Origin of the sequence: Macellibacteroides sp. (genome assembly GCF_050251695.1) — a bacterium.
GTDB lineage: Bacteria > Bacteroidota > Bacteroidia > Bacteroidales > Tannerellaceae > Macellibacteroides > Macellibacteroides fermentans.
In genome coordinates this window covers 1-4,872 of sequence record NZ_JBFWMI010000144.1, presented here as the reverse complement: position 1 = coordinate 4,872, position 4,872 = coordinate 1, and the positions used below count along the sequence as shown (strand labels likewise).

The following is a 4,872-nucleotide window of genomic DNA, read 5'->3' as shown; positions in this document are numbered from 1 at the left end:
CTGATTGGATTATTTGATGCAAAGATAAAAAGAAAAATGGAAGGAGTGGAATAATGGAGAGTTATAGTTACAATTAACCAATTTGTTTGACAGCAAATTAATTGCCCGGAATCAGTATGCCTGTCATTGCTTCTATTGATGCAAGCTACTTATTGGAGATAGATGAAGTTTCCTTAATCGACGATGAGATACCTGCAAGCAGAGAAAAACGGTTTCTATGATAGAATTGCATTCATATAAAGAAATCACTGCCGGCAACGCTTAAGAAGAAATTATGCCAGATGTTCGTTACGATGTAATAGATGGAGGTCCGTTGTTAAATAATAAAGACTATCCATCCCGAAGCTCTCACTCATACTTATAGCAGGAGGCATCGGGGTGGATAGTCTTGTGTTAGAATCGGATTGTTGTGTGCCGACAGATGAAGTTACAGATCTACTGATTTGCTATCTACCGGTACATGTTTCCCTCCATGGTAATTGAATAATGCCACCTGAAGTTTCTTGCTGTCCGAATTAATTGGTGAAATTACAATGAAGTCCATCTTCAGGTTATCCTGATCTATGGCTGCATTCTTGTCGCGTGTTTTCTGATCTTCCCAAGTTCCGGAATTGGCATAGATACAATCTTGGCCCAACACATTCGTGAAAGTTTTAATCATGGGTATATGCGTGTGACCGAAAACCACGATGCGGGTATTGGATGTTGGGTTTTTGAAGTACTGAACATCTGATTGGTCATCAAGAAATTCAGTATGCAAACTACCTGCTATCGCCGTATTGATGTTTGTTGGAAAAGGTACGTTGTTGTACTTTGTACGCGCATCCCAATTGGCTTGAGTGAATAAATTATTGTACAGTTTCATTTGGATGCTGCCATCTGACGGATTATTTGTAGGCATAATATCATTAATCGAATAGGTTTTTGTGAAATTACCCACATTGGTTTTAATGATTGGTTCGCTGAAATTATCTTTTACGAAGATAAGCTCTTCCAAAACAGACTTCCATAATGTATAATAAACATTTTTGCTATACTGTTCCGGATTGCTTGGGTCTTGAAGCTTTACCTCCGGCACTTTAGTTGCAGCTTCCTTGGTAGTTGGGTCTGTAAAGGAGTTGGCAGCAATACGGGCGAAGAAGTAGCCGGGAGGCAAAGTGGCACCTGGTGCTTCCGCTTCATTGGCATTGGGAGCTATCGCGTTGAAGAAATCGTACCGGTGTCCATGTTCGATGGCGATTTGCGGATAGTCATCGGGACGATATGTACCAATACCAAACTTATCTTTTGGGTCGCGTGCCTGATTCACTCCGGGTAATGCCAGGTTAACATTTTCGGGAGTGAAACCCATGTCGTGATTACCCGGAACATACGTCAGCTTTATCTTTCCATCTTTGATAATCCCATTCAGCAGGTCGAAGACCCCCTGGTTAGCCTTGACAGATTTTTTAATAAAGTCGGCCTGCGAACCATTGGGGTAAGAATCTAATCTGGTTGGGATGTACCATTCGTCGAACATATCACCACCAATTACAAGCTCTTTGACTGTGCCGGACGATCGTACCTCACCCAGAAATTCCTCTAACCGTTTCAGGTGTTTTACGTTCTCAGAGTATGTTAAATCGTTGCCCAGATGCAAATCGCTGATAATAACAATCTTATCCCGTTCGTTATTACTGCTCTCACTCATGTTGTCAAAAGGGTTAGTTGAAACAGGATCATCGTTGTTTGACGAGCACGATCCCATAGTAAAGACCGATGCAAGCATCATAAGCATAAAATTAAATTTTCTCATCGTATATACAGATATTAAATTAGTGAAAAATCATTGCCATCCCATATTGTCGTTAACTCATATTCAAAGCTTCGAAAGCGGTACGTGTGGTTGTTCCATTTAGATAAATAACCTGAACAGTTGCGTACGAATATATATAAACAAAAATAACCTAATTTTAATTAGGATGCGTTTCATAATTACAAAATCAATGTATTATAAATACAATTTCTGATGCATTATCATCAGAAACTAGTTTAAATCCCGTTTATTATACGAAACAAGCTGATTTGTACCTGAAATTTCTGTCATGTCTATGGTATTTAAACTCCGATTGCCCTCTTAAACGTAGGCTTTGGCTATAGCGACGACCCCATAGAATTTTTCGGATTATTCGGTGCAATGGTAGCGTATGTCGGTATAAAATACTAATTTTGGATGCTAATTAGGAGGAGTATGATTCAGAGAATGTGCATAAAAGTTCATTTTATTTGCTGCTTGCTGTTGCTGGGATTTGGATTGCAGGCACAATATAGTGTGTCTGGCGGTCGCGGTGTTCCGCTGTTGGCCAAGGATGATACCTATAACAGACTTCAGGTGTATCTGCTCAACGGAATGGGGCAGTCGGAAATCCGTTATACCTCCACCTCTTCGCTTCCCCACAAATGGTACAGGTATAAGAACAGCGCATTGAATGCCGAGCCTGTGGCAGCTACACAGCAAGGGAATGTATCAGTCGTTTCCAACCCGGAAGAGGGATACGGTTACTTTGCAGAAGTAGCCGGCGAGTTAGCCCGGTATGTATGGGTAATAGATTACAGCCGGTATCCGGTGGAACTACGGAGTCTTGATTTATCAGAACAACCCGATCCCTGTGCTTATCTGAAACTCTCGGGCGATATGGCCATGGAGAAGTTGATGTATCATACCCCCAATGGAATACTGACCGAATTGAAACGGCAGTTTGAGGTAACCTATAAGACCCTGGAATGGACCGAATCTACGGCATTATTCTCTCAAAAAGAGATAAAAAAGGTGGTTGATGGCAATCCTTCGGGACAAACGCTGGATGCACCCCTGTGCGATACCGATGTCCGCATTGCGGGGGACTTGTTTGCCCGCCATTTTGGGATAGAAAAAAGTATTGCTTCGTCCCTTTATCAGGCAGTGGCAATAGAAGTTCACGGCTTCGCCGATAAATTGAACAGTGACGCCCCGAACGTTGTTAGTTATGAAGCGGCCGACTTAGGAGGCTCTGCTCCGGTGGATATCAGATTTAAAGCCGTTGCCAACGACCCGGTGGCAGCTCAATATATATGGAAAATATACAGGAAAGAGGATGGTCCGGAAAAGCTGCTGGTCCGATTTACCGGTGAAGAACTGGTTTACACCTTCGATAAATTTGGCGAATACGTTGCCGAACTGGAAGTAAGTAACCGCAGCTTATCCTGTACAGATCAGTCTTTCTCGCGGGATATTAAAATAGTTGAGTCGTCGCTGGAGATACCCAACGCCTTTTCTCCCGGTACATCTCCGGGTGTAAACGACGAGTTCAGGGTGGCATACAAATCGCTTGTCCGCTTTAAGGGAACGATTTTCAACCGTTGGGGGGTGGAATTATTTACATGGACCGATCCATCACAGGGATGGGACGGCAAAAAGGGAGGAAAATATGTCCCTCCCGGAGTTTACTTTTATATTATAGAGGCCGAAGGATCTGATGGTGTGTCATACAAACGGAAAGGCGACATCAATATCCTTCGTTCAAAAAATGTGCAGAATGAATAGATTACAAAAGATTGTTGGTTTGGTTGTGAGTGGAATTATATGTCTTACAGCTTGTTTATCGTTAGGTTCGTCTGATTCGGAAAAGGCAAAAAAAGAGAAACCCTTGGTGGCGTCGATGACTTCGTCGCCCGAGATTCCCGACGAAGTAATGTTTTGTGGTGAAAAGATTGATCTTACCCGATACAATATGCATGAGGGATTTGACAGGGAGCTGACCAGTTTCATCTACTTTCACTCTACAACCATGTTGCATTTTAAAAGAGCCAACCGCTATTTTCCGGTTATCGAGCCCATTTTAAAGGCAAATGGAGTGCCGGACGACTTTAAGTATCTGGCGGTTATAGAGAGTAACCTGGATATTAGAGCTCTTTCGGGAGTTAATGCCGCAGGCTTCTGGCAGCTTTTGCCGGGCACGGCCAAGCAATACGGGTTAACGGTAGAGAAGGAGGTGGACGAACGTTATCATATTGAAAAGGCTACGGAGGTGGCCTGTAAGTATATAAAGTCGGCTTACAAGAAGTATGGTAGCTGGGCTGCGGTGGCGGCTTCCTATAATGGGGGCATGGGACGTATATCCGGCGAATTGTCTAAGCAGAATGCCGAGTCAACCTTCGACCTGTGGTTGGTGGAGGAGACATCGCGCTATGTTTACCGCATAATGGCTATCAAGCAGATATTCGAGAATCCATACAAGTACGGATTTGTGCTGAAGGCCGAAAACCTGTACAAACCCATCGAATGCAAAGAGGTGGAGGTGTCGTCAAACATAGAGGATCTGGCTGCTTTTGCTGCAGAGCATAATGTAACCTATGCCGATTTGAAACAGTTCAACTTATGGTTGAGAGACCGTAAACTTACTACCGCAGGAAAGACATACAAGATTCTGATTCCTAAAGAGAGCGAACTGTATTACAAGAAACCCAATACCAAGGTGCACGACTCCCGTTGGGTGATTGATTAAAACAGCGTACAAATCTGATTGTATTGGCTTAGCTGGATTTACAAGCATTGAATTGACAGAAAATGAGTGACAAGAAACGTGTAGAGACTGGCCTGATATCCGTTTTAGGAGCCCGGGTGCACAACTTAAAGAATATAGATGTTGATATTCCGCGCAACAAACTGACGGTAATTACCGGTATGAGCGGTAGCGGGAAATCATCCCTGGCGTTCGATACGATCTTTGCAGAAGGCCAACGCCGGTATGTGGAGACCTTTTCGGCCTATGCCCGAAACTTTCTGGGCAACATGGAACGTCCGGATGTGGATAAGATTTCCGGATTGAGTCCGGTTATCTCCATCGAGCAGAA

Annotated in this window: 3 protein-coding genes and 1 pseudogene; 3 read left to right on the top strand and 1 reads right to left on the bottom strand. The window is 43.4% G+C overall.

What is annotated here, in order from left to right; all coding sequences use genetic code 11:
• Positions 1 to 427 precede the first annotated feature (427 nt).
• Positions 428 to 1,795, bottom strand: coding sequence for a metallophosphoesterase (locus AB7E53_RS14105; protein WP_446776391.1), 1,368 nt, complete (start codon positions 1,793 to 1,795; stop codon positions 428 to 430).
• Positions 1,796 to 2,230: 435 nt separating this feature from the next.
• Between AB7E53_RS14105 and AB7E53_RS14100 the strand changes: the two genes are divergently transcribed.
• The 3 genes and pseudogenes from AB7E53_RS14100 to AB7E53_RS14090 all read left to right on the top strand — a co-directional run.
• Positions 2,231 to 3,562: a gliding motility-associated C-terminal domain-containing protein gene (locus AB7E53_RS14100; RefSeq protein ID WP_246303378.1), complete on the top strand. Its 1,332-nt coding sequence runs from the start codon at positions 2,231 to 2,233 to the stop codon at positions 3,560 to 3,562.
• Positions 3,546 to 4,523: a lytic transglycosylase domain-containing protein gene (locus AB7E53_RS14095; protein WP_079681990.1), complete on the top strand. Its 978-nt coding sequence runs from the start codon at positions 3,546 to 3,548 to the stop codon at positions 4,521 to 4,523. Before AB7E53_RS14100 ends, AB7E53_RS14095 begins: the two co-directional genes overlap by 17 nt.
• Before the next feature lie 62 nt (positions 4,524 to 4,585).
• Positions 4,586 to 4,872 (top strand): annotated as a pseudogene (locus tag AB7E53_RS14090) (excinuclease ABC subunit UvrA); the annotation flags it as partial.